The sequence below is a fragment of the Actinomadura rugatobispora genome (assembly GCF_055379765.1).
Genome location: NZ_AP029191.1, coordinates 11,071,126 through 11,094,869, shown reverse-complemented (window position 1 = coordinate 11,094,869; position 23,744 = coordinate 11,071,126). Strand labels below are relative to the sequence as shown.

At 68.5% G+C, this 23,744-nt stretch carries 25 protein-coding genes and 2 pseudogenes; 9 read left to right on the top strand and 18 right to left on the bottom strand.

Going from position 1 to position 23,744, the window contains the following annotated elements:
• Window position 1: 1 nt before the first annotated feature.
• The 5 genes from ACZ466_RS49735 to ACZ466_RS49715 form a co-directional block, all read right to left on the bottom strand.
• Window positions 2–727: a hypothetical protein gene (locus ACZ466_RS49735; protein ID WP_378283723.1), complete on the bottom strand. Its 726-nt coding sequence runs from the start codon at window positions 725–727 to the stop codon at window positions 2–4.
• Window positions 728–887: 160 nt separating this feature from the next.
• Window positions 888–1,679 carry an AAA family ATPase gene (locus ACZ466_RS49730; protein ID WP_378283722.1) on the bottom strand — a complete coding sequence of 264 codons (792 nt, stop codon included), beginning with the start codon at window positions 1,677–1,679 and terminating at the stop codon, window positions 888–890.
• Between the two features lie 23 nt (window positions 1,680–1,702).
• Window positions 1,703–3,232, bottom strand: a complete 1,530-nt coding sequence (locus ACZ466_RS49725) for a nitric oxide reductase activation protein NorD (RefSeq protein ID WP_378283720.1) — start codon at window positions 3,230–3,232, stop codon at window positions 1,703–1,705.
• 34 nt (window positions 3,233–3,266) lie between these two features.
• Window positions 3,267–3,395 (bottom strand): hypothetical protein, encoded by a 129-nt coding sequence (locus ACZ466_RS49720; RefSeq protein WP_378283718.1) that lies wholly within the window; start codon window positions 3,393–3,395, stop codon window positions 3,267–3,269.
• 66 nt (window positions 3,396–3,461) lie between these two features.
• Complete coding sequence (locus ACZ466_RS49715; RefSeq protein WP_378283716.1) at window positions 3,462–4,070, bottom strand: TetR/AcrR family transcriptional regulator; 609 nt, start codon at window positions 4,068–4,070, stop codon at window positions 3,462–3,464.
• 597 nt (window positions 4,071–4,667) lie between these two features.
• On the opposite strand from ACZ466_RS49715, the gene ACZ466_RS49710 reads away from it, so the two are divergent.
• From ACZ466_RS49710 to ACZ466_RS49700, 3 genes are all read left to right on the top strand, one after another.
• Window positions 4,668–5,012, top strand: coding sequence for a PadR family transcriptional regulator (locus ACZ466_RS49710; RefSeq protein WP_378283715.1), 345 nt, complete (start codon window positions 4,668–4,670; stop codon window positions 5,010–5,012).
• Window positions 5,009–5,884 (top strand): hypothetical protein, encoded by an 876-nt coding sequence (locus ACZ466_RS49705; protein ID WP_378283714.1) that lies wholly within the window; start codon window positions 5,009–5,011, stop codon window positions 5,882–5,884. The genes ACZ466_RS49710 and ACZ466_RS49705 overlap by 4 nt, the downstream gene beginning before the upstream one ends.
• A 168-nt stretch (window positions 5,885–6,052) precedes the next feature.
• Window positions 6,053–6,235, top strand: coding sequence for a hypothetical protein (locus ACZ466_RS49700; RefSeq protein WP_378283713.1), 183 nt, complete (start codon window positions 6,053–6,055; stop codon window positions 6,233–6,235).
• 265 nt (window positions 6,236–6,500) lie between these two features.
• Here the strand turns inward: ACZ466_RS49700 and ACZ466_RS49695 are convergent.
• From ACZ466_RS49695 to ACZ466_RS49665, 7 genes and pseudogenes are all read right to left on the bottom strand, one after another.
• Window positions 6,501–7,365: pseudogene (locus tag ACZ466_RS49695) on the bottom strand (AraC family transcriptional regulator).
• 240 nt (window positions 7,366–7,605) lie between these two features.
• Window positions 7,606–8,640 (bottom strand): hypothetical protein, encoded by a 1,035-nt coding sequence (locus tag ACZ466_RS49690; RefSeq protein WP_378283711.1) that lies wholly within the window; start codon window positions 8,638–8,640, stop codon window positions 7,606–7,608.
• A gap of 64 nt (window positions 8,641–8,704) precedes the next feature.
• Window positions 8,705–9,082, bottom strand: a complete 378-nt coding sequence (locus tag ACZ466_RS49685; RefSeq protein WP_378283710.1) for a transposase family protein — start codon at window positions 9,080–9,082, stop codon at window positions 8,705–8,707.
• A gap of 147 nt (window positions 9,083–9,229) precedes the next feature.
• Entirely contained in the window at window positions 9,230–10,246 is a 1,017-nt protein-coding gene (locus ACZ466_RS49680; RefSeq protein WP_378283709.1) for a hypothetical protein, read from the bottom strand.
• Between the two features lie 1,359 nt (window positions 10,247–11,605).
• Window positions 11,606–11,743, bottom strand: coding sequence for a hypothetical protein (locus ACZ466_RS49675; protein ID WP_378283708.1), 138 nt, complete (start codon window positions 11,741–11,743; stop codon window positions 11,606–11,608).
• Window positions 11,744–11,749: 6 nt separating this feature from the next.
• Window positions 11,750–12,082: a hypothetical protein gene (locus ACZ466_RS49670; protein WP_378283707.1), complete on the bottom strand. Its 333-nt coding sequence runs from the start codon at window positions 12,080–12,082 to the stop codon at window positions 11,750–11,752.
• Window positions 12,083–12,133: 51 nt separating this feature from the next.
• Complete coding sequence (locus ACZ466_RS49665) at window positions 12,134–12,652, bottom strand: DUF4158 domain-containing protein (RefSeq protein WP_378283780.1); 519 nt, start codon at window positions 12,650–12,652, stop codon at window positions 12,134–12,136.
• 283 nt (window positions 12,653–12,935) lie between these two features.
• Between ACZ466_RS49665 and ACZ466_RS49660 the strand changes: the two genes are divergently transcribed.
• Together ACZ466_RS49660 and ACZ466_RS49655 are read left to right on the top strand one after the other, a co-directional pair.
• On the top strand, window positions 12,936–13,085 hold the full coding sequence (locus tag ACZ466_RS49660) for a hypothetical protein (RefSeq protein WP_378283706.1): 150 nt from the start codon (window positions 12,936–12,938) through the stop codon (window positions 13,083–13,085).
• 422 nt (window positions 13,086–13,507) lie between these two features.
• Complete coding sequence (locus ACZ466_RS49655) at window positions 13,508–14,161, top strand: class I SAM-dependent DNA methyltransferase (protein WP_378283705.1); 654 nt, start codon at window positions 13,508–13,510, stop codon at window positions 14,159–14,161.
• Between the two features lie 708 nt (window positions 14,162–14,869).
• On the opposite strand, the gene ACZ466_RS49650 is transcribed toward ACZ466_RS49655, so the two are convergent.
• The 5 genes and pseudogenes from ACZ466_RS49650 to ACZ466_RS49630 form a co-directional block, all read right to left on the bottom strand.
• A complete protein-coding gene (locus ACZ466_RS49650; protein WP_378283704.1) occupies window positions 14,870–15,100 on the bottom strand; it encodes a Tn3 family transposase in 231 nt (76 codons plus the stop codon).
• 239 nt (window positions 15,101–15,339) lie between these two features.
• Entirely contained in the window at window positions 15,340–15,930 is a 591-nt protein-coding gene (locus ACZ466_RS49645) for a DUF308 domain-containing protein (protein ID WP_378283702.1), read from the bottom strand.
• Window positions 15,931–16,073: 143 nt separating this feature from the next.
• Window positions 16,074–16,244, bottom strand: coding sequence for an aldo/keto reductase (locus tag ACZ466_RS49640; protein ID WP_378283779.1), 171 nt, complete (start codon window positions 16,242–16,244; stop codon window positions 16,074–16,076).
• A gap of 161 nt (window positions 16,245–16,405) precedes the next feature.
• Window positions 16,406–16,789 (bottom strand): annotated as a pseudogene (locus ACZ466_RS49635) (aldo/keto reductase); the annotation flags it as partial.
• A gap of 146 nt (window positions 16,790–16,935) precedes the next feature.
• A complete protein-coding gene (locus tag ACZ466_RS49630; protein ID WP_378283701.1) occupies window positions 16,936–17,373 on the bottom strand; it encodes an OsmC family protein in 438 nt (145 codons plus the stop codon).
• Between the two features lie 101 nt (window positions 17,374–17,474).
• On the opposite strand from ACZ466_RS49630, the gene ACZ466_RS49625 reads away from it, so the two are divergent.
• The 3 genes from ACZ466_RS49625 (at window position 17,475) to rox (ending at window position 21,271) form a co-directional block, all read left to right on the top strand.
• Window positions 17,475–18,104 (top strand): TetR/AcrR family transcriptional regulator, encoded by a 630-nt coding sequence (locus tag ACZ466_RS49625; RefSeq protein ID WP_378283700.1) that lies wholly within the window; start codon window positions 17,475–17,477, stop codon window positions 18,102–18,104.
• 337 nt (window positions 18,105–18,441) lie between these two features.
• Window positions 18,442–19,238, top strand: a protein-coding gene (locus ACZ466_RS49620) for an IS5 family transposase (RefSeq protein WP_378283778.1) whose coding sequence is annotated in 2 segments (ribosomal slippage) — window positions 18,442–18,778 and window positions 18,778–19,238 — 798 coding nt in all. Because the reading frame shifts where the segments join, the coding sequence is not laid out codon by codon here.
• A 608-nt stretch (window positions 19,239–19,846) separates the two neighbouring features.
• On the top strand, window positions 19,847–21,271 hold the full coding sequence (gene rox, locus ACZ466_RS49615) for a rifampin monooxygenase (protein ID WP_378283777.1): 1,425 nt from the start codon (window positions 19,847–19,849) through the stop codon (window positions 21,269–21,271).
• A gap of 911 nt (window positions 21,272–22,182) precedes the next feature.
• Here the strand turns inward: rox and ACZ466_RS49610 are convergent.
• Window positions 22,183–22,578, bottom strand: a complete 396-nt coding sequence (locus ACZ466_RS49610) for a RidA family protein (protein WP_378283699.1) — start codon at window positions 22,576–22,578, stop codon at window positions 22,183–22,185.
• A 135-nt stretch (window positions 22,579–22,713) separates the two neighbouring features.
• Between ACZ466_RS49610 and ACZ466_RS49605 the strand changes: the two genes are divergently transcribed.
• On the top strand, window positions 22,714–23,688 hold the full coding sequence (locus ACZ466_RS49605; protein WP_378283698.1) for a helix-turn-helix transcriptional regulator: 975 nt from the start codon (window positions 22,714–22,716) through the stop codon (window positions 23,686–23,688).
• Window positions 23,689–23,744: the final 56 nt, after the last annotated feature.

Sequence of the window (23,744 nt, the reverse complement as noted above, 5' to 3'; positions counted from 1 at the left end):
ATCAGTCGGAGAAGGCTTCGCGGTTGACGGTGTGGAGGTAGGGGATGGCCAGGAACGGCGTGATGTAGACGATGTCGTAGAGCCACCACCCGATCACCGGGAGCAGGACGCCGTCGAAGCGCACGTCGGCGAAGATGGTCATGTTGGCCACGTAACCGACCCAGATCACGGCTCCGAACCAGCAGGTGACGATCATCCACTGGTGGCCCCAGCGCTTCATCTGCAGCAGGCCGATGCAGGCGGCCATGCGCATGGGGAACACGGTCAGCACGCAGGCGATCTCCCAGGCCTTCTCGCCCGGGGCTCCCGCGCCGCCGATGCCGAGCTCGTTGTAGTGCCAGTAGTAGCCGGCGTCGAAGATGTTCCCCCAGGCGTTGATCATGACCTGCCAGAGGACGCCGTGGCTGGCCAGCAGGTCGAGCATCCAGCCGAAGGTGTTGAGCGCCGCGTCCAGCATGACCATGTAGCCGATCAACGTGATGATCAGCGGGCGGACGGTCAGCCCCTTCTTGCTCGCCCTGCGCAGCAGGACAAGGCCGCGCAGGAAGATCGGCAGGCCGATGATTCCGGGGAGCGCCATGCCCATCAGGACGGTGCCGCTGATGAGCCATGTGTCGGCGTGGCGCTGGGCCTTGCGGGATTCGTGGAGGTGGTCGTCGTAGGAGACCGAGTCGGGCAGGGGCCGGTCACCGGTGCGCTTTCCGCGTTTGCCGAGCGGGAGGTTCATCGTGTCCTACCAGTCCCGCTGGGAGTACATGTGCAGCTGGATCAGGAACATCAGCAGCAGGTAGCCGTAGATGGCGATCTGGAAGACCATGAGTGCTCGTCGTCGTTGCCGGTCCTGTTCGTTCATTGGCCCGCTCTCTTCCCCGGAGGGTGGACGGATTTCAGGTGGTGGACGTCCGGTCGGTGCTGAGGGCTGCGGCGGCGATCTCCCGTAGCCCGTCGGTGATGGCGCCGTCGGTGCTGAGTGGTGCCAGGACGCATGCCTGGGTGGCGTGGAGTTCGTCCGCTCCGGCGGCGATGAGTTGCGCGGCCGCCACCAGCGCGCGGGTGGAGGGCGGTTCGAGGTGGAAGATCTGGTCGGCGGTGCGGATGCCGGTCGCGCATCGGACGAGGCGTTCGGCGGCGGGCCGGTCGATGCCCGATTCGGCCACCAGCACCTCGGCTTCGCGGTCGGGCGGCAGGTAGTCCATGGCGAGCGTGACGAACCGCTGCCGGAACGAGGGTTTGAGGTCCTTGAGCGAGCTGCGGTAGGCCGGGTTGTAGGAGCAGATGAGCATGAACTCCCGCGGGGCGTGCAGCACCTGGCCGGCGCGGTCGAGGTAGAGGGTGCGCCGGTGGTCGGTGAGCGAGTGCAGGACGGCCAGGGAGTCGTGCCGGGCCTCCACCACCTCGTCCAGGTAACACAGGGCGCCGTCCTTGACCGCCCTGGTGAGCGGGCCGTCGTTCCAGATGACGTCGCCGCCCGCCACGACGAATCGGCCCACCAGGTCGCCGCTGGTCAGGTCGTCATGGCAACTGATGGTGACGACGGGCCGTCCCAGCCGCTCGCCCATGTGCTCGACCAGCCGGGTCTTGCCGCAGCCGGTCGGCCCGGTGATCATCATGGGGAGCTGCCGGCGGTGGGCGCGCTCGAACAGGGTGACTTCGTCGCCCTGGGAGAAGTACGTGGACATCGAGCCTCCCAGAGGTCGCGTACTCATGCGGCGACCAGCTCGCGGTGGACATGGGCGAGCACCCGGGGGAGCTCTTCGACCCGCCGGATGCGCCTGGATCTGCCGGGCCCGAACATCTCCGGCAGGGGATCGACCCGGGTGGGGCCGATGCCGATGTAGTAGGGGCAGACGCCGGCCTCTTGCGCCTCCTGTACCGCGTGGGCGACGTCGGCCCAGGCGTACCGGCCCTCGTAGCCCTCGTCGGAGGCCAGGCCGTCTCCGATGACGATGAGCAGCCGCCGCTGGGACGGCTGCTCCAGCAACCGGCTGGTCAGATGCCGCACGGGCGATCCCAGCCGCGTGTAGCCGCCGGCCACCAGGCCCATGTCGCCGGGCACCGCCAGGCGCGGGTCGGAGAAGTCCTTCAGGCAGCGGACCTCGACCCGGTGCCGGGTGTTCCCGCTGAAGATGAAGATCCCGTGCCGTTCCCCGGCCGACGTCATGGCCTCGGAAAGCGCGTCGGCGCACTCCAGTTCCAGCCGGAAGACCCGGCCGTGCTGGGCGCCCAGCGAGGAACTGCCGTCCAGGAGCAGGGCGGTGGTCACGTCCCGGGCGGCGGGCAGCAGGTCGCGGAAGAGGCGGGCCTCCGAGGGCTCGCCCGTGATCGTGGCGACGTGGTGGGCGATGTAGCGGTCGATGTCGAGTTCGCTGCCGTCCTCCAGATGGTCGACCATCACGCGACGGGTGGGCGCATGGAACCATCGGCGCAGTTGCGGGGAGGCGATGGGGCGGGGCGGGGAAGCGGGCGTGTACCTGCGTTCCAGGACGGCGACGTGGTCGGGCAGGAACCGCTCGGTCCAGGCGTTCCACTCCGGGTAGGGGATTCCGGCCCGCCGGTCGGGGCGGATCTCGATCTCCTCCTCCTCGGGACGGCTCGGCGGCGGGACGTTGGGATTCCTGGCCCCGCCGTCGCCTCCGACCGGCACCGAGTACTCCTTGTAGGAGTCTGTGCGCTGGGAGGTCCACGGCATCCGCCCATAGACCCTGCGCATGGCCGCGGCCAGTCCGCGCCCCGCCGGGACCGGCATCGGCAGCCGCCCGAGCAGCGGGTGCGGGGCCAATGTGCCGCCTGATCGCGCGAGGCGCACCGCGCGCTCGACGATCTGAGGGCCCTCCAGCCCGCCGTCGCCGATGTCGAGTCCAGGAAGCATCCGACGCAGTTCCGGCATCAGGCCGGGCCAGCGCGTGTTCGTCCAGCCGAGCGCGACCTCGCCTTCGGCGATCGATAGTGCCCGCAGTTCCCGGCCCGAGAGCAAGGACACCCGGCACTGGGCCACGCGGTCCTTGGACGGCGCGCACTGCAAGGCGACCCCGCATGTCAGAGTGCGGTGCGTCCAGCCGGGCTCGGGAGCAGGGTGGGGCACCTCAACGATGCTGCGAGCCGCGTTCAGGCCGAAGCCGCGACGCTCGCCCGAGCTGAGCCGGGCGCCCTGGCGGCCTCCCTCCGAGAGGGCGACCGCGAGCAGGGCACAGCCGCGCTCGATCCGCATCGCGGAGGTCGCGGGCCCAGCCATCACCGCTTCCCCCGCGGGCCGGAGGGCGAGGGCCTCAGAACGTCCCGATGCGGCTCATCACCCAGTACCAGAAGACGACGAGCGCGGTGCACACGAGCCAGGCCAGACCGTAGCGCACGAGATCCGGCCAGGTCAGGGCGAGGTTCCAGATGTTCTCCAGCATGAGGGGACCTCCGTGTCGACGGGTTGCCGCACGGCCGGCGGCAAGGGTTGGACCGCGGCGCCCGATTCATCGGGGTTCCAGGCCGTAGAGGGTGGTGGCGACGAACTGCGCGGACGCGTCGCACTCGTGGCTGGTGATCAGTACCGCGTACAGGCCGAGGATGAAGAACTGCGTGGCCAGGACGGGGGCGCTCTCCGGCTGAACCTCACCCTGGTCGCGCGCCCGCTCGATCTCCCTCACCATGAGGGCCAAGAGGGGGAAGTCCGCCCATGCGTGGGCATCGGGACGGATGGCCGGCCGGGTCGGCGAGAAGTGCAGCCCGAGCATCTCCCGGAACACCACCCTCCCCACCCGCTGCTCGACCGCCACGATCAGCCGGACCACCTCGGCCAGCGCAGAACGCAGATCATGCGGTGCGCCGAGAAACCCTTCCAGCTCCTTGGCCGTCCGCTCCTCCTCCTGCTGCGTCAGCTCGGCGAGCACGTGCTCCTTGGTCGGGAAGTGGAAGTAGAACGTCCCGCGCGCCACGCCCGCCGCCTTGACGATCGCGCCGATGTCCGCGTCGGCCATGCCCGACCGCCTGAACTCCGCGATCGCGGCCTCGAACACCTGCCGCCGTGTCTCCAGCCGCTGTACGTCACGCCGAGTCCGCTTCTCTTCAGCCGGAAGTGCCATTCTCACGTTGTACGCCGTTGGCTGACGTTCGGCACTGACTGAATTCAGTCAGTGACATCAATCAGCGGGTGCTCCGGACCACCCGCGGGCAGGCAGCGCCGCAACGCCCTGGTCAACCGCAACAGCTCCAAGCGCGGCCACATCGATCCGGCGTGGGAGTCCTGAAGCAACGGCGAGCCGCAAGGTAGCCGGTCAGCTGCGCTGTCGGGTGTTCACTGTGGTCTGTGTGCGCTCATCGGCCACGGCCCGGTACAACGAGGCGGACGAGGGAGGCTTGCCGGTCGGGATGGTGAGTTCGCGTCACCGCCCTGCTGGCCAACCTCACACCGAGAACTGACCACCCTGGACGCCCTGGCGCGCAAACTCCTGCGCCACCTGAACGCCCCCCGCCCGATGACGTCCAGCAACGGCGCTCCGGCCGCTGGTATGTCGGCCCACACCGACACCTGCCCCGCCGTGATCGCGTGGCCGCTACGAACACCAGCGCCAATCCGGTCAGCACGGTCAGATGGGGGCTACCGCCAATTTCTGCACTCAGCCACCCCGAAGGCCAGGCCTCGCCCTCGATACTTCGGTGGCTGATACATCGTCCCCCGTATGGTCAAACGAACCACGGTGATGAGCGAGCCCACGTACTTCGTGCTGGCCGCGCTGCTGGACGGTCCGGTGCACGGATACGGGATCATCAAGAAGGCGCAGGAGCAGTCGGGTGGGCGGGTCCGACTGGCCGTTGGCACCCTCTACGGAGCCCTGGACCGGCTGGCGGGCGACGGACTGATCGTCGTGGACCGCGAGGAGACCGTCCAGGGCCGTCCGCGTCGTTACTACCGACTGACCGAGGACGGGCGCCTGGCGGTGACCCGCGAGGCTCTGCGGTTGGAACAGGCCGCCCGAGTCGTCACGGGCCGCCCCTCTCTGGTGACGGGGGACGCCGGAGCATGAGCGGAGCATTCACCGAAGGCTGGTACCGGCTGTTCCTGCGGGCGTTTCCGCCCGGTCACCGCGTCGAGTACGGCGCTGAGATCATCGGCACCTTGCTGGGCGGCACCTCGCGCCGCGCTCCCTCGCCGCGGGAGACGGCCGGGCTCCTCACTGCGGGCTTCGCCGCCCGGGCCCGTGCGGCCACCGCCGCGCCGTGGTGGGCCGACGGGCTGCAACTCGGCTTGCTAATGCTGGCGCTGGCGAATCTGGCCTACGGCATCGCCGACCATGCGTCCCCCTGGTGGCTGGCCGCTTCGGCACTGCTGGTGGGGGCGTTGCTGCGCGGCTGGGCACTGGTGGCCCTACCACTCGCCCTGGCCGTAGCGTCCTCGACCGGCCGGGCCATGCTGCTGGGGGCTCAGGCGACGTCCTGGTTGCCGCAGATCCTCGGACCGGCCAACCACAACTGGGTCTCAATGGCCCCCTACGGCGTGCTGGCGATCGGGGCCCTAGCACTCGCGGCCAGCCGGTCAGGCCGACCGCAGCGTCTGCGTGCGCGGCCGTTGTGGTGGCTTGTGATCCCAGCGGCCTGTTTCGCGCTCACCTACATGCCCGGCAGCCGAGAGTACGGCGAGACCTGGCAACTGGTCAGGGCGGGCACGGAGAGCGTCCTCCTGCTCGCCGGGGTGCTGGCCACCGCGATCGCGCGCAGCCCACGCTGGGCACTGGCGGCGGCCATCTACGTCCTGCCTGGCGTGGCCTCCCCGCTGATCAACCCGCCGTCGAACGCGCAAGACATCGGCTACTGGCTGACCCTCATCGGGCTCCTGCTAGCCATGCTCGCGACAGCATGGCGACCCCAGCCCATCCCCGAACGTCGCCATCCGCAATAGCCGAACCGCGGAACGCAGAGCCGCACCGTTGACGGAACTCATCGACATCCTGACGCACGACGCAAACGCCAACGTTGCTACAACCGATGGACAAACGTTCCTGCTTCTGAGGATCTGGCTCAAATTCCGTGAAGCGGTCACGGTCCGTGAAGAATCACTCTGTGGGGTGTGGGCGGTGAGGACGCGGACCATGCTGGTGTCGCCTTCGGCGATGGCCGCAGCGTTGTCGTAGGCGCGGGCCTCGGCTTCGTAGATCTCGTGCTCTTGGGGGTGTTGGTGGGCGAGGTCTCGGCATGCTCGGGCGACGCGGCGCAGATCATTGGAGATCTGCTGGCGGATCGGATCCGGTGAATGGGGCATGGCTTCAGTGCGACAGGTAATCCAGATTCTCTGTCGCAGCGCGCCGGGGTGTCGCCGAGGTTTTCGCCGCCTGCTGCGCTCGTCTCGGTAGAGCCAATGCCCGGTGCATGACGGCCCTAGCTGCGGGGCGCGGCGGAAGCGGGGGCGAAAGACCGGGCCGCGGTGTGTCGGCGTCGGATGCGGACGCCGACACACCGCGGGGGCTGCAAGGTGCCTCGTCAGCGGCGATCCCTGCTCGTTCCCCGGTACCGAGGCCCTACTTTTCCACGGGCACCCACAAATGGCCCGAGCCCATGTCGGGCTCCTCCTCGTCTTCGACGGCCACCAGTGCCGGGCCCGGGGCGGTGCGGTAGGTGGGGTGGGCCGGGAACCACTCGGTGTAGACCGCGCGCCACAGTGCTTGCAGCCCACGGGGGAACTCCACCCGTTCGAAGCGAAACACCGCCCAGGTGCCCGCGGGAACCTCCAGGCGCTCCATCCCCTCAGGGGTGGGGACGGTGGTGGCCGCGGCGACGTAGTAGTCGATCTCCTCGCCGAAGTCCCCACCCTCGTCCAGGGCCACCGTGACCGACAGCGCGCCGCGGGGCTCCTGGTCGCTGAGCGCGTCGAGACGTTCCCAGGTGGCGCCATCGACCGCTTCGGTGAAGGCGACCATATCCGGATTGGGGCCCTCGGCGACGTTGGGAATCCGCTTCCTCAACCCGACCAGGGCGAAGGCGTCTTTGTCGAGGATGCGATAGCGCATTTCCGTGCTCCCTTCGATGGTGAGGTGGAAGGCCAGGCGGGACTGGGAGACCAGCGGGGGCGCCGGTGCGCCGGGCCTGGCCGGGAGTGATGCCGTGGACGGCGCGAAAGGCCCGGGTAAACGCCTCGGCCGAGGAGTATCCGTAGCTGACGGCGATATCGAGCAGCGTCCTGCGGCCCTCCATCACCTCGGCGCCGGCCAGGGTGAGTCGGCGCCGTCGCACGTACTCCGACAGCGGCATCCCGGCCAGTGCGGCGAACATCCGGCGCAGGTGGTGCTCGGAGGTCAGCGCGGTGCGCGCCATCGCCGCCACGTCCACCGGGCGACCGGGGTCCTCCTCGACGTGCTCCAGGGCCTTGTTCAACCAGTCCAGCATCGCTTCCCCCTTCGTTCACCAGCGACGTTAACGAGCGCGGAGGGGGCGGTTCCCGACAGTTGCCGTGCGCCGTCGATCAAGCCAGGGCTCACTTGCCTCTGGAACCTTCGAAATCCTTCCTGTCTGAGGTGGCCAGTGGGAGTGCAGACGCTGACCCGGTGTTCAGTGGGCTGGGGTATGCCGCTGCTCCCTTGAGGAGACGGGTGATCAAGGGAGGCAGACGGCTATCACGGACGGCACTTAGTCGGTGTGGGCGGTGAGGACGCGGATCATGCTGGTGTCGCCCTCGGCAATGGCCGCAGCGTTGGAGTAGGCGCGGGCCTCCGCTTCGTAGACGTCGTGGTCCTGCGGGTGCTGGAGGGCGAGGTCGCGACGTGCTTGGGCGACACGGCGTAGGTCGGCGGAGATTCGTCGGCGGGTCGGATCGAGTGAAAGGGCCATGCCGTTCCTCTTCAATGGGCGTTGAGGACTCGCTTGCGCAGCAGCGGGAACCCGGCTCGGCCGAACATCTGGCGTTTGAGCATCTTGATGCGATTGACGTGACCCTCGACCGGGCCGGAGTTCCAAGGCGAGCGTGAGCCCTGTGATGACCGCGTCCAGGTCGCGTTCGAGTCCGCCCGCGAAGCCGTGGAGGCTGGGCAGGGCGTCGGCTCGGACCGCGGCGATCCAGGTCGGAAGATCCTGGCCCTGGCGTTGGGTGAGGATGACGGCGAAGTCACGGACGTGCCGGGCGAGCGCATCCAGTTCCGGGCACCGCTCCTGAATCGCTTTGAGCTGGAGTTCGTGTTCTTCGTCGAGCCGGTCGGGGCGGGTGGTGATCCAGCCCGTCACTTTGCGGGCCGAAGGTGCGGCGGCCGTGACCGGCTGCGGAACCCGCAGGGGGCGCAGGTAGGCGCTGAGGGCACCGTAGCTGCCGCGGTATCCCATCGCGGTGATCTCTTCCAGCAATCTGGCGGCATTGCGTTCGCCTTCCTCCCACCGCTGGTGAAGATAGGGCTTGTAGTCGTCGACCTTGCTGGGCTTGGTGGTCCACTGCCCCCACAACAGCTCATCGGCGGTCTCGGCCCGGACGTAGCGGATCACGGTCCCGGATCCCATGCGGAGTTGGCGGGCGATCGAGCGGATGCCGTGCCCGGCGTCCTTCAGTTCGTGGATGCGGGCGTGCTTGGCGCGGGTGCGTTCGGCGAACTTGGTCCAGCCCTTCCGCTCCGGTACCGGTGGTTCAGTTTCGGGTTGGGAGTGGTGGTCACGCAGGCACGAGCGGTGCCGGAACACGGTCCGTTCGACGGCCTGGACCAGGTTGTGCCACAGGTGCCACCTGTCGGCGCACTGGATCGCATCAGGTGCGCCGTTCGCACGAGGGGTTGTCGCAGAAGAACCGACTCACTTCAAGGAGGATCAAGACCGGTCTGCCGCCTGCGGCGAGGTCGTGCAGTCGCCGCCGATAGCGGCTGTGACGGCGGCCGGTCGGTGTCCCACACTGGTAACAGACCGCGCTTGTGGTCTGGGTCCGCGCGGTGACCACGACACCATCCTCGGCTTCGGCAACGCCGGCGGCCTGCTCGCTGTCGGCCTGCTGGCCGCCCCAGCCGCTCAGGCCCCCGCGCCACCGGCGACCGCACACGCAAATTCCGAGGTCACGGTGGGGTCGCGCCCTGCTCGCCCAGCAGCCGGACGCGACGATCGCCCGGCTGCTGGGCGTGAGCCGAGTGACCATCTACAGGTATGTCCCCGAGCTCAAGACCGGCCAGCGCCCCCAACTCGAGCCTGGCACCCCGACCGCTCACGTCGAGCTGCCCACCGGCTGACCGCGACGATCCCTACCTTGCCCATCGTCGGTGCTTTTGCCCCTACTGCCAATGGGTCACTTCTCGGAGTTAATCAAGCCGGCCGTCACATACCCCATCACGTCAGCCATCTTCTCGTTCCCGTACACATAAATCCCGCCCTCGCTGGGCATGACCCACCCGTCGCTTGCGCGTAGCCCCTTGAACCCAAAGGCTTTCACTCTCTCGGCTACCACATTCCCTCGCTCATGCGTCCCCGCCTCGTACACATTGAGTCCATCCTTGGGGAAGCTGATCCACCCGTCGTCGGCGTTGCTTCCCTGCACCCAGGGTGTGCGTATGCCGGTCGTGGCGGTGACGGTCTCGAAGGTGGGATTGCGCAGCTGAACGGTCGTGGTGAGAAAGTGTTGCTGCCGGGTGCTGGGGTCGGTGGCGATGAGAGTGTAGGTGGTGGCCTGCTTCGGAGCGTCGGACCAGGTGCCCCCGGTGACGGGGACGGGGTTCGGGGCGCCTGGGAACTTGATCTCGTAGGTGAAGTCGGCGGGCCCGTCCCAGCTCAGCGTGATCTGTGTTCCGGCGTCCACCATGGCGTTGTCCGGGCGGAAGTTGCGGGGCGCCGGGATCTGGATCTGCTTTGGAGCGGTCTTCACCAGCGGCACCGCCGCGACGCCGGGGCGCGGCTTCACCTTTGGCGCTTTGCTTCTGCTGGTGTCCTCGGTCACCTTCAGTATGGCCAGCCCGGCGGTGGCGGCGACGGTGACGTTCTCCAGCGTCAGCACCATGTAGTCGCCGAGGTCGAAAGAGGTTCTGGCACCGGCCGGGGCGATGGCCCGGAAGGTGTTGCCCTGCGGCTGGAGGTTCACCGGCTGGGTGCCGTTGTACTCGCCCTTGGCCTTGATCGTGGTGATGTTCGGGGTGAGGTGGCCGGCGCCGTTGCCCACGGGGAGCTCCACCTCGATCGTGGACCAGTACGCCGCAGCCTGTCCGGTGTTGGTGACAACCAGGTACACCGTCCCCGTGGACGGGGACCGCCCGGCCGCTGACGCCTCAAGGGACGCCGGGTCGGTGATCAGGGTGTAAGTCAGCATGGTCATGGTCACGACTCCTTCTCTGGGAAAACAGCGCAGGCCGATGACGCGCCCACTACGACAGGGCCAGGCAGGACAGAACGCGGGTGACGCATCCGACACCCCGCGACTGTGACGCACCACAGAACGTCACCCTCTAGATCGAAACGCCAGAATGAGAGCGCGACAAGAGCGCCCAAGGGGGCCACAACAGGGCGATCTGGGAATAGTTTCGGCGCCTTGACAGGAGGACGGGGCATGCGTCACCCATCGCTTACCGCCAGCAGGGCGGTGAACAACTAATTAGTACCCATCGAGATCACTGACGAGATGCGCCAGGCCATGGCCACCGCCCAGCGCCAAGGACCGCAAAGGACCTGCCCACCCTCGCTACCAACATCCACGCCGACGCCGAAGGACTGGTAGGCCGCTCTCCGCTCTGCCCGCGCGGTCTAGCGGGGGAGTTTCGCCGTGCGCTCAGGATGCGCGGCGGCGACGTAGCGCATGGCGGTCTGCTCGGTGATTTCAACAAGCGCATCGGGTGCAGCGGGTCCGCGGTCTCGGCCGCCTCGTTGAGGATGCGGTCTTGGCGAAGGCCGCTCAGGGTGAGGCTCGCTGGGAGGGCAAGGCGTAGGAGGCCGCAACTGACAGGCGGGTGGTCGGGATCGTGCGCAGTCTTCCGGCTGACCAGTAGGTGAGGGTTGGTCGAGGTGGGCCATCGGCGGTGGCGGTAGGTCATCCAGTCGGCGGCAAGCTGGTGGGGGAGTTCCTCCAGGTAGAGGGTGTGGCGCAGGGCGCCGCGGCGCACTTGGAGGATGCCGCGTGACAGGTCGAGATGGGCGGTGTGCAGGCGCCCGATCTCGTGGCCGGGCAGAGCGTGAATGGCGACCAGCGCGATGACCAGGCGCCCGAGTGGTGTCTTCGCCTCTTGGAGCAGCCCGGCGAGCAGGTCCGAGGGGACGGATCTGGGGATGTTCTTGAGGTCACCGACCGGTAGGTTCCGGGTGGGGTTCTCGGAGGAGCACCCGCTCTTGCCTGAGCGCCCGGAAGAAGCTCCGCAGCGCGATGGCGAGTCCTCTTCGGGCCGAGCCGGCCAGACCCTGCAGAGCTTGTTGCGCGTCGGCCGGGGTGATCTGTTCCAGGGTGGTCACGCCTGCGGTGGTCCACGCGGTGAGGGTGGGTTTTGTGAGTTGCTGCGAGAATCTCGCAGGTCGTCAGGCGGGCAGGAACACGATCATCTACGTGCTGAAATCGGAGACTGCGACCGCACGCGTCGGCCGGGAACCTGCACGTACTCCACGATCCGGCAGCTCGACGTAGACGCGCACAGGCCCTCGAACGCGACCGGGCGCCCCGGTCGCGCGGCCGCCGCCGGGCACCGCCCTGTCAGTGCTGGGGCGGGGTCCAGATCCAGGCGCGGCTGCGGGTCTCCTTGCTGGTGATGCGCTGGGGGATGTAGGCGGCGGGGTTGATCAGGCCGCCGCTTTGGGCGGCGCCGGTGTAGAGCCGGTCGGAGACGATCATGGTGAGTTATCCGACGGCGTCGTCAGCGAAGCGTTTGAAGGCGGGGGCGTCCAGGAGCCGGAACAGGTGGACCAGGGCGGGGCCGACGACGCCGTGGTCGTCGCGGTGGATGCGTTCGGTGTGGACGGCCAGGCGCAGCCGCATCCGGGTAGTGGGGTCGGCGAGCTGGTTGTGGCGGCGCAGCACCAGGTTGAGGTGGCTGGCGTAGGGGGCGAGCAAGTGGTCGGCGGCGACCTCGGGCGGGACGATGAACAGCGCGCCGTCGCCGCGGTCTTCGCGGTGGCAGGCCCAGCAGGGGATCCGGGTCATGCGCCATGCCTCGGCGATCAGGTCGTTCATCTCCTTGCGGAGCACCAACTGGGTCCGCGCGTCCGTGCGGGTGCCGAACCTTCAGATGTCGACGGCGGCCAAAGTGGTGGTGGCCGGCAGCGTCCAGGGCGGGGTGTTCTGGTTGCCGGTGGGCGGCCGGATGGTGTGGTGGCTGTGGGACGGCTCCTGGGGTGCGACCTGGCCGGAGCGGGGCTCGCTCCGGCCGGGCGGGGTGAGGTCGTCGAAGGGATCGCTCCAGCAGTTCTCTGCCAGCCCCAGCAGGTCGCGGATTTCCCACGCATGCTCATAGGCGGTCTTGGGCCTGTTCGGGTACTCCGGCGCGCACGCAGCATCCATCCCGACCTGCTCGGCGGCGAACGCCACCACCTCGTCGGGCACCTTCAGCGGCGCATCGGCCAGAACCGTCCCCAGCATCCGCACCGTGCCCCACTCCACCGCCCAGCCCAGGTTCGTCGCCGGACGCCGCTTGTCAGCCACCACCATCCGCGCCCGAGGGGCCAGCCAAAAGAACTGTTCCAACTCGGCGACGGTCACCTCATCACGGAACCGGCGATACCGCGCGACCTGCTCGTCTGACAGGAAATCAACCGGCCCGTCACCGAACCGTCGTCAAACCCGACGCTCTACCGCCAAAATCCGGTCCGATCCTCCTCGCGGGCCAGCCGTCAAGCGCCTCGTCCGCCTGACCGTCGAGGATGTCCTCGACCACTACGGCCAGGTGTCGCTGCGCCTTGGCGACCCGCCGACTCCGGCGCGCCCGACTCGTTCGCCACGATGCTCACCGAACTCGCCGCCAACCCCGACTGCGGCTGGCTCTTCCCAGGCGGCCGCGTCGGACAACCCCTCTCCCCAGGCACTCTCGTTGCAGCAACTGCGTGTGCACGGTGTCCCGGTCACCCAGACCCGCACCGCGGCCTTCAGGCAGCTCGTGCTCCAAGCGCCCGCGCCCGTCGTCGCCCAGGCCCTCGGCTACCACCCCGGCACCGCCGCCAGCGGAACCTGGAATCGCTAGCCAGCTCAGCGCTGAAGGCCCTGCGCGCCCTACAGGTCGTCCAACAGTCCGTCCAGACGCGCACCGAGGGCGTCCGGGCGTCGCGTCCCCCCGCGAACGAACGGGCTCCTCCCGCTGCGCGTCCGCGACCTCCACCAGTCGGCCTCCATACGCCTGCAGCAGCCGACGGATCGCTCGCAGCTCGTCCAGGACCTGCGCGTCGTCGGACACATTCCCTCTCCGGGCGGTCACCAGCGCGGACTTCTCGGTGAAGCGCACGGCCACCCGAGACTTCGGCCCGCCCTACACACACCGACGACGCCTGGACACCGGAGCTCCTTCCCGCCGATCACAGGTGCTCGCGGAGCCATGTTTCCGCCGGACCCCCGCCCCGAACACGACACGGTCGAACACGGCAGAGCGGCGGACTAGGGTCGTCAACCGTGATCGAGTCTTCCTCCCTGGACACCACCCGCGCGGCCTACGACGCCGTCGCCACCCTTTACGCCGAGATGTTCCGCGACTCGGTCGAAGGCCATCCCCTGGACAGTGCCCTGGTCGCAGCGTTCGCCGAGTTCGTACGGGCCGCGGGCGGCGGGCCGGTGGCCGACCTCGGATGCGGACCCGGCGGTGTCACGGCGCGCCTGGCCTCCCTCGGTGTGACCGCCTTCGGTGTCGACGCGTCGTCCGCGATGATCGAGCTGGCCCGCCAGGAGTACCCGGACCTGCGGTTCGACGAGGGCTCGATGCTCGCGCTGGACATTGCGGACGGCGCGCTGGGCGGCGTTCTCGCCTGGTACTCCATCATCCACACGTCTCCGGAGGACCTGCCGGTGATCTTCGCGGAGTTCGCGCGGGTGCTGGCGCCGGGCGGTCACCTGCTCGTCGGGGTCTTCGCGACCGACGCCGACTCGCCGCACTTGGCCGAGCCGTTCGACCACAAGGTGTCCCTCGCCTACCGGCTCTCCATCGACCACGTCGCGGACCTGGCGTCCAAGGCCGGGCTCACGGAGGTCGGCCGGCTGCGCCGCGCGCCGGGTGAGAACGAGAGGTTCCAGCACGGCCGTCTCCTCGCCCGCAAGCCGACCGAGCCGTAGGCCCGGTCAGCAGCAGGTCGACGAACACGGCCCAGGGAGACGTTGAAGCTGGTCCACGGGAGTCGCCGTGATCGGGGGATTTCGCAAGAGCCCGCCGCGCTCCTGCTGGGGCGTCCGCGCGCCGTCGCCGGTGCCGCTCCGCCACCCGGCTATCAGCCCGTTTGGACCCGGCCCCGCTTCCGGTCGAATACAGCAGTGCACCGGTCGGACGTCTGCAGACGGGGTGGGTCCTCGGCGGCTGTCCTGTCCAAGCGAACGTGTCGGCGTTCACCGTGGATCAAGCGGCCCGGGGGTTGTTGAGCGCGAAGTCGATGTCAGCGGCGTGGACGGTGGGCGGCCGAGCCGGTCAGGGTTCGTTGGAGGAAGGCTCGTTTTGTTCGGGCAGGTCGGTCCGTACCGTGCTCCGGCCAGGGGCGGGCAGGGGATCGTCACTCCAGCAGAATCCATGCGGGAAGCGTGGCCGCGGCGGATAGGTGTCGGTGGCTTGTGGCGTTTGTCGGCGATGGCCCCGTCGTCGGAGAGCCGGAAGCTGAACCCGACATCGTCGGCGGCGTCGGCGAGGATGGTCGCTACTTCGATAAGGAGCTCCTCGCGGAAGCCGTCTGCGATGCTGCCCCTGCTGTGGAGCTTCAGCCACAGTGGCAGGGGCTCGGCGCCCGCCCGTAGTTGCCCTCCACGGTCTTGGTGGTGCTGTGCCGGATGGCCCCCTCACATCGCGGCGACCTCCAAGGCCGAGGCCCGCAGCGTCTGGGAGTGCACGACGACCGAGCCTCGTTCGACATGCCAGTACACCAGGACCCCGCGGTCGCCATAGCGGGAGTGCCACTCGGTGAACAGGTTCTGGTCAGTGGTGGAGAAGTGGATGGACTCGGGCGCCACCACCGTTGATCCGGCGCCCCTCAGGCCGTTGTCACGTGCGGCGAAGATAGCGTTGGCCATCCACTCGGCATCCGGGTGAGGGGACGGGGAACCCGTTGGATCCGATCTCGTCCCAGCCTCTCTCGCAAGCGGCACGCCTATCGAATCAAGCCGAAGAGTCATCTGGAAATCCATCCCGCAGCGACGCCCGCCAGGCCCGTTCTACCGGCTACTCGCAGGCCAGTCCGGCCTCATCCGCTGGCAGCGCCAGCCCAGCGGCTGCAGGACTGGCTGCGCACCCCGTGGTGTGGTCGGTGATGTCAGTTCCTCCCCCCGGTGCTTTGGCTGACGTTCCGTCCGAGGCGCACCGCGGAGACGAGGAAGAAGACGCCGCCGAGCAAGGCGTAGCCGGCCACATTGGCCAAGGAAGCTTCTGCGTTCGATGCCATGAGGAAGAACGACATGCCGGCCAGCACGGAGATGGCCCCACTGGCGATCATCGCCCACTGTCCTCCCATGCGGCGCCGTCGAATGGCCACGACGAGCTGCACAATGCCGGCCACGACGGCCCAAGCCCCCCAGACTCGCAGGACGGCTGGGATTCCGGAGGTGAGGGCAACGGCGAGTCCGACGGCGGCGAGGGTGCTGATCGCGATGTTGACGTAGAGACCTGGGACGGACCCGTTCGCGGATCCACCGGCCACATTGACCCGCGCGGAGCGGGCATCGACGACTGCGGCGGCCACGTCGAACACCGGGTACAGCACGATCAGCACCGCGGTCAGCAGGTTGATGCCCGACGCGGTCAGGAACAGCAGGACCGCCCAAACGAGGGCGAATCCGAAACGCACGAAGTAGAGCCGCCGAAGTGTCGCTGCGACACCGGTCACAGCCGGGGCGGTGGTGGTCATGACAGTTTCCCTTCATTCGAGGTCGAATGGCAGAGGTCAGGTAGGTGGCTCGGACGCCCATGGGGAAGGAGATTCCGTCGAGCCGAATATGGGAGCGGTCTTCTCAAGCGCCCAGACGGCCGTGGAAGCGAGTGCGTGTCCCTCTACGCCTGGTTGTCGACCGCGACGGTTGTGTGGGCTGTTGCGGTGAGTTTCGCGACCTGGTCGTCGGTCAACTGCAGCGTGGCGGCCGCGACGTTCTCCTCGAGGTGGGCGAGCGAGAAGGTGCCGGGGATCCGACACACCACGCGCGCTCGGGCCGGCGACCAGGCCAGTGCGACCTGCGTCGGGGGCGATCCGGTCTCGGTGGCGACACTGCCTGTCGTTCATGACCGGGTATCACGGACGAGCGGGATGTGCTCGTGTGTGCAGTGGTCACGGCCGCGATGACGACCAGGCTTCGGGCGGCCGTGATCTGGTCAAGCCCGACCTCGGACAGCCCGATGTGGGCGATCTTCCCCTCGTCCTGCAGTTCCTTCAGCGCGCCCAGCCGGTCGATTCGATGCGGGTAGAGCAGCTCGATGCACTCCACGCCGAGTCGGCGCAGGCTCATCTCGCACCGGTGGCGCAGGAATGCCGGGTGCCCGACCTGTCCCCACTCGTCGGGCCGGAGTCGGAGCTGGCCGATCTTGGTCGCGATGAGCAGCAGCTCAGGGTAGGGGTGCAGGGCTTCGCGCAGGATGTCCTCGGCGACACCGAGGCCGTAGGAGTCGGCGGTGTCGATGTGCTGTGCGCCGCACTCGACCGCCCTCCGGGTCGGCCGGACCGAGCGAGCCTGGTTCGTGGGCGGTCCCCAGATGCGGGGACCGGTCAACCGCATGGCCCCGAACCCCAGACGCGCCATCGTCCTGCCGGTCACCTCAAGGGTGTCTCGAACACCGGTCATGTTCGAGGCGGGTTGTCCGTGTTGTTCCTCGACACGCGAGTCTCCCAGGATCCTCGGCGCGTGGTGCGGGTGGTCGGCGCTCACGAGGTCAGGGCGGCGTCGAGGGTGATCGTGGTACCGGCCAGGGCCTTGGAGATCGGGCAGGACTGCGCGGCAACGATCGCCGGTTCTCGGAACCTGGCCGCGTCGACTCCGTCGAGCTCAGCGCGCAGCATGGTCGCGGCTCCGCTGATCTCGAAGCCCTCGTCCAGGGCAGGCCCAGGGTGACCTCGACCGAGACGTCCATGCTCGTCGCGGTCAGGTTCTCCGCGCCCAGAACGCCCGACAAGTTCATCGCCAGGCAACGACGAGTGCGCTGCGGCCGGCAGTTCCTCCGGACCGGTCTGGCCATCGGGCCTCGCGGCTCGGGTCGGGAACGACACGTCGAAGTCCCCGGCGTTCGACGAGTCCAAGCTGACGGCGGCCTTGCCGTGCAGCAGGTCGCCCTGCCAGCGGCTGGTCGCGTCTCGGCTCGGCATGATGCCTCCACGTAGAAAGACCGTTCTCTCTTGCAGCGCTGAGCTTGGCAGACATCGCCGGCGATTGCAAGACCGATCGTTCTTTCTGCTAGGATCGGGCCATGGCGACACCGATCCGCCCCGCGCCCGACGGCCAGAACAGCAGCTCGGGGAGGCAGGGACGGTCCGAGGCCCGAGAACGGCTGCTGTCCACGGCCAGCGTGCTGTTCTACCGTGAGGGGATCCGTGCGGTCGGGGTCGAGCGAATCCTCGCCGAGGCCCCGGCCACGCGAGCGACGTTCTACCGGCACTTCCCCTCGAAGGAAGACCTCGTACTCGCCTACCTGCGCGGCGTCGACGCCCACATCCGCGCCGACACGCAGGCCGCCATCGAAGCCGCGCCGTCGCCGGCCGACGCACTGCGCGCGATCGGTACCGCCGTCGCCGACGACCTGGGCAGACCAGAGTTCCGCGGGTGCGCCTTCCTCAATGCCGCAAACGAGTACCCCGACCCCAACGACCCGGTGCGCCAGGTGGTCCTCGATCATCGAGCCTGGTACGTGACCACGCTCACGGAGCTGTTCGCGCAGGTCTTCGGGGACTCACCGCGGCGTGGCAAACCAGATCACGCCGCACGGCACTTCGTCATGATGCGTGACGGCGCCATGACCGGCGCCCACCTCGACGGCGTCGAGAGCGTCGGCGCCGCGTTCCAACGCGGCGTCGAGGGCCTGCTCACCGTCCTTCACTGAGTCTCGTCCCGAGGAAGTGACCACGATGCGCCACAGAATTGGAATGACCTGCCACACCCGGCTCGCGTCCGCCCAGCTCGCCGCCCGCCGCGGCGGAGGCGACCTGGACCTGGGTCGTGTCTAAGGGCGGCGCGATCGAGTACGTGCACTGAGCCACCAGCACCGCGACCGGGCCGGTGTTCCTAGCCGTCCGCCATGCCCCCACCTCTGGTCGGCGCGCCCCCGCAGCGGCCGACATCTCCCGGGCCACCGGGCGCGGGCGGCGGTCCTACCTTCGGGCCGAATATTGCTAAGACCGCGTTTCGTTTGGTGTGATCGATAGTGTTTCGCCGTGATGATGGTGGAGCACCTGGTTCCGGGCGAATTGTGGGAGTTGTTCCAGCGTGTGGTGCCACCTGCGCCAACGCGGCCGCAGGGTGGTGGACGACGTCGGGCCGGCGATCGGGAGGTGCTGGCGGCGATCGTGTTCGTGGCGACCACCGGCTGCACCTGGCGGCAGATCCCGCCGGTGTTCGGGGCCTCCTGGCAGACCATCTACCGCCGCTTCGCCGAGTGGAGCGACGCGCGGGTGTGGGCCAAGCTGCACCGGGTCGTGCTGGACGAGCTCGGCAGCCGCGGGGAGCTGGACTGGTCGCGGTGCGCGATCGACTCGGTCAGTGTCCGGGCCGCGAAAGGGGGGACCTGACAGGTCCCAATCCTGTCGACCGCGGCAAGCCTGGGTCGAAGATCCATTTGCTCACCGAGCAGACCGGCCTGCCACTGTCTGTCGGGATCTCCGCGGCCAACACCCACGACAGCCAGGGCCTGGAGCCGCTGGTGCGCGGCATTCCGCCGATCCGCTCGCGGCGTGGGCCACGTCGCCGCCGCCCCGGAAAGCTGCACGGCGACAAGGCGTACGACTACCCGCGGCTGCGACGCTGGTTGCGCTCGCGCGGCATCGTGGTGCGCATCGCCCGCCGGGGCATCGAGTCCTCCCAGCGGCTGGGCCGCCACCGCTGGGTGGTCGAGCGAACGGTCTCATGGCTGGCCGGCTGCCGTCGTCTGCACCGGCGCTACGAACGCAAGGCCGAGCACTTCCTGGCCTTCGTCGGCATCGCCGCAACCATGATCTGCTACCGCCGACTCGCGAAATGAAACGATGTCTAAAGACCGCCATCGCCGCCCTCGACCCACAAAGCCGGGGCTTGGACCTTCCACCAGCTCCGCCACTCTGCCCTGCAGCATCTGGCAACCGCCGGCCGCGGCGCCGTCGAGCTCCAGGCCCAAGCCCGCCGCGCCCACCTGGCCAACCTCGGCGAAGCCACCTCTGCGGCCGTCACCGCCGACACCGACCCGCACTCCCGCCGCCGCGCCCGCTGACCAGCCTGTTAGCCGGGCCGCCACGCCGGACTCGTCCTGCAACCACAGGGGCCCGTTTGGAGTCGTGATCACGTGGCTGGAAAAGGATTGGACGGGGTGATGGTCAGGCTTGTAGCTTGCAGTTGACCGTGACACCGCCCGAGGAGGTGAGACCCATGAACGTTGTATCGACGTGGGTGCTCCCCTTCCCGTCACGGTCGGGCGATTGACGTAGGTGTCGCCGGGAGCGCCTCGCCAAAAGGCACTCCCGAAAGGCAACACCTATGCACTCTCCGCAGGTCACCGCTGAGCCGTCGTCGGACGGTTCGGTCGCGCGCGACTTCACTGTGGGCGACGTCCCCGAACTCTGGTCGCCGGCCTCCGGCGCCGATCGCGGGCCAAGCATGTTCGACGTGATCATTGCCGGGTGCGGGCCGACCGGTGCGATGCTGGCCGCCGAACTGCGGCTGCACGATGTGCGGGTCCTCGTTCTGGAAAAGGAAACCGAGCCCGTGTCGTTCGTCCGCATCGTCGGTCTGCATATTCGCAGTCTCGAGCTGATGGCGATGCGCGGACTACTGGAACGCATTCTCCAGCATGGAAGACAGCGTCCGGCCGGCGGTTTCTACGCCGCCATCCCCAAACCCGCGCCCAAGGGCCTGGATTCCGCGCACGCATATCTGCTGGGCATCCCGCAGCCGGTCATCGTTCACTTGCTCGAAGAACATGCGATCGAACTGGGTGCACAGGTCCGGCACGGTTGCGCGGTGGCCGGGGTCGAGCAGGACGACGAGGGTGTGACCGTCGAGTTGGCCGACGGAGAAAAGCTGCGGTCGCGTTACCTCGTCGGCTGTGACGGCGGGCGCAGTACGGTGCGCAAACTGCTCGGCGTCGGCTTCCCCGGCGAGCCCTCGCGGACCCAGACGCTGATGGGCGAGATGGAAGTGGGTGTGCCGCAGGAGGAGATCGCCGCCAAGGTGACCGAGATCAGCGAGATCAACAAGCGATTCTGGCTCAGGCCCTTCGGTGAACGGGTCTATAGCGTCGTGGTTCCGGCCGCGGGGGTCAGCGATCGCGCGGAACCGCCCACCCTCGAGGATTTCAAGCATCAGTTGCGCGCCATCGCCGGAACCGATTTCGGCGTGCACTCCCCGCGCTGGCTGTCCCGCTTCGGGGATGCCACCCGGCTGGCCGAACGTTATCGGGTCGGTCAGGTGCTGCTGGCCGGCGATGCGGCGCACATCCACCCGCCCATCGGCGGTCAGGGCCTCAACCTGGGCGTTCAGGACGCATTCAACCTCGGCTGGAAACTGGCCGCACAGATCCGCGGCTGGGCGCCGGAAACATTGCTGGACACCTACCAGGCCGAACGTCGTCCGGTCGCCGAGGACGTGCTGGACAACACCCGCGCCCAGACGGAACTGCTGTCCACCGGACCTGGCCCGCAGGCCGTGCGCAGGCTGCTCACCGAGTTGATGGACTTCGACGAGGTGAACCGCTATCTGATCGAGAAGATCACCGCGATCGGCATCCGCTACGACTTCGGCGAGGGCCCCGACCTACTCGGCCGCCGTCTGCGCGACATTGACGTGAAAGAGGGCCACCTCTACGGTCTGCTGCATCGCGGCCGCGGCCTGCTGCTGGACCGCACCGAACGCCTGACCGTCGGCGGCTGGTCAGACCGGGTCGATTACCTCGCGGATCCCACTGCGGTACTGGATGTTCCGTGCCTCCTGCTACGTCCCGACGGCCATGTCGCCTGGATCGGCGACGATCAGCAGGACCTGGACGACCACCTCTCCCGCTGGTTCGGCAAGCCCGCCGACTGATTTCGCCTGAGCAACCGAAAAGGCTTGTGAGGAGGATCGAGCGGTCAGCGAGACATCGGTGATGCGGGACAGGATGTTCTCCTTGCCCGTCACCCGCTCGAACGCGTTGACCAGCTCCTTGGTGATCTTCTGGTCGGCGCGGACCGCCCGATCCGGTGCGCCGAGGGGATCGGTAGATCCACCGGCGAGTCGGTGACCTCTTGCCCCCGCTCCACCGGCAGCGTCACCGCCGCGGACGGAGAACTGCGTGCACGCCGCCGGAGGTGCGAGCGCGACTCCACCACCGCCCGGGACCTCCAACACGCCAGCACTTCGGTGCCATATCAGTCAATCCGGCGGCCGGATCGCCCGGATCACGGTCAGCTTGTCGATCTTGTGCAGCATTCAAGCTGTTCTTGCCTGGCATCGCCTTGATCAGCGCCGGCTCCGACGCGCTGTCCACGCCATCCCCGGCGTCGCTGGCGTCGTCGGGGATGGCGGTGAGGGCCTCGGTGGGCACGGTCAGCCTCGATACAGTCCCCCACTGCTCAACAGCGCCGACACGATCGGCGTGAGGCCGGCGCTGTCGAGGATCTCCGGTGGTGTAGCGGCGGGCGTACTCGGCAGCGAGTTCGCGGCGCGAACGCCTGCCGACCGCGTGGCGGTGTACTGGAGTTGGCGGTTGGGGCGAGCTCACCGTGGTGCCGTAGGCGATCCGGGCATGGGGGATTCCTGCCTGCAGTCGGCGTGAGTTCGCCCAGGCGTGCTCGGCCGGCGGACACCGCGGCGCTGGCGTACGTCGGGTAGCAGACGAACGTCCGCGTCCCGCCGAAGCCATGGACGCCGATTGCACCATCCTGAGCGCCGGAATCACCCACCGGCCTACTGCTCGTGCCGCCTCCGGCAGCCCTGCCGGAGGCGGCGAGGTCGCATCACGCGACGGCGGTCCCCTCGAGCTCGACCATCAGGTCGGGGATCGCCAGCCGTGTCACCCCGAGCATCGTGGTGGACGGTGCCACCCCGCCGGCGCCCAACCGCGACGCCAGCACGCCGTAGTGCTCGAAGAGCCGATCGACGTCGGTGGTGTAGACGTTGAGCCGGACGAGGTTCGCGAGGGACATGTCGGCCTCGCCGAGCACGGCCTCCAGGTTGTCGAGGCTCAGCGCCAACTGAGCCGCCATGTCATCGACATTCTGGGGCTTGCCGTCGCCGCTCATCGAGGTCTGTCCGGCGCAGTACAGGGTTCGGGTGTGCCCGGAGACGATCTCACCCTGGTTGTACCCCATCTCCACCGACCACGCCCACGGGTTGACCGCCGTTCGTTCCATTGCCGCATCAGCTCCATTCGATTCGTTGACATTGCGTACGTCGATCGGCTCGGTAGCCGTCGTCCTTTGGTCGCGGTGATGAGCCTCCCAACAAATCACGACATCCTGTGTCGTGTATTTCGGTAACGTTCTTGTATGCGCGCCGATCGGTTGGTCTCACTGGTGCTGTTGCTGCGGCAGCACGGTCGGCTGTCCGCAGCCGCGTTGGCCCGCGAGCTGGAGGTATCCACCCGCACCGTGCTGCGCGACATCGAGGCGCTGTCCGCGGCCGGGGTCCCGGTCTACGCCGAACGCGGTCGGCACGGCGGGTTCGCGTTGCTGCCCGGATTCCGGACCGAGCTCACCGGACTGAACCACGATGAGGCCCTTGCCCTGCTGGTCGCCGGATCACGGCGCGGCGCACAGGCATTCGGCCTCGACTCGGCGCTCGCCTCGGCCATGCTCAAGGTGGTCGACGCGCTACCCGAGAGCTATCGGGAGACCGCGGCCGGCGCGGCCCAGCGACTGCTCATCGACCCCGAGATCGACCTTCTCTCGCGCCGGCTGGTCGCTGAGGAGGTGCCTGATGCCACAGTGGCCGAGGTTCGGCGCGCGGTGTTCACCGGCCACAAGCTGCGAATCCACTACGCGGCTGTGGGCCAGACCCCGAAGTGGCGCACGGTGGACCCGATCGGCCTGGTCACCGTACGCGGCCAGGGCTACCTGCTGGCCACGAGGTCCGGCGCCGACCGCACCTACCGACTGTCCCGGGTCTTGGCCGCCGAGGAACTCGCCGAACCCGCACAGCGACCAGACCGGGTCGATCTGGACCGGGCCTGGCAGGAACGCAGCACGCGGTTTCGCACCGGCGGCGACCAGGTCACCGTGCTGGTCCGGGTGGACCCGGCGCGGAGGGAGGACCTGGTGGGCACCGCACTGACCGTCCGCGCCGAAGAAGCCGACGCAGACGGCTGGCTGCGGCTGGAGGTGACCTTCCAAGACCCGAGACACGCCGAATGGGCCCTGTGGCAGCTCACCACGAACGCCGAAGCCCTGGCCCCGCAGTGGTTGCGCGACTCCCTGCGCAACCGCGCCGTCGCGATCGCCACCCGCTACGGAGTGTCATCCTGAGAATGGTCGCCTTCTGCGGGCCGCAGCCGACGGCACAGCAAGTCCTGGGCTCTTCG